The sequence below is a fragment of the Nocardia thailandica NBRC 100428 genome, from assembly GCF_000308795.1.
Classification (GTDB): Bacteria; Actinomycetota; Actinomycetes; order Mycobacteriales; family Mycobacteriaceae; genus Nocardia; species Nocardia thailandica.
In genome coordinates this window covers 1-280 of record NZ_BAGK01000103.1, presented here as the reverse complement: position 1 = coordinate 280, position 280 = coordinate 1, and the positions used below count along the sequence as shown (strand labels likewise).

The 280-nt window shown below is 68.6% G+C and carries 1 pseudogene; it reads left to right on the top strand.

The features are described from left to right. A pseudogene (locus ON36_RS10455) lies at positions 1 to 280 on the top strand (lipid-transfer protein); the annotation flags it as partial.

Genomic DNA, 280 nt, shown 5'->3' with positions numbered 1-280 from the left:
CGCATGATCTACGACCCGTTGACCAAGCTGCAGTGCTCGCCGACCTCGGACGGTTCCGGCGCGGCGATCCTCGCGAGCGAGCGGTTCGTCGAGCGGCACGGGCTGGCCGGGCAGGCGGTCGAGATCGTCGGGCAGGCGATGACCACCGACTTCCGCTCCACCTTCGACGGCACCGCCAAGAACATCATCGGCTACGACATGAACGTCCGTGCCGCGCGGCAGGTCTACGAGCAGGCCGGGCTCGGCGCGGCGGACTTCCAGGTCATCGAGCTGCACGACT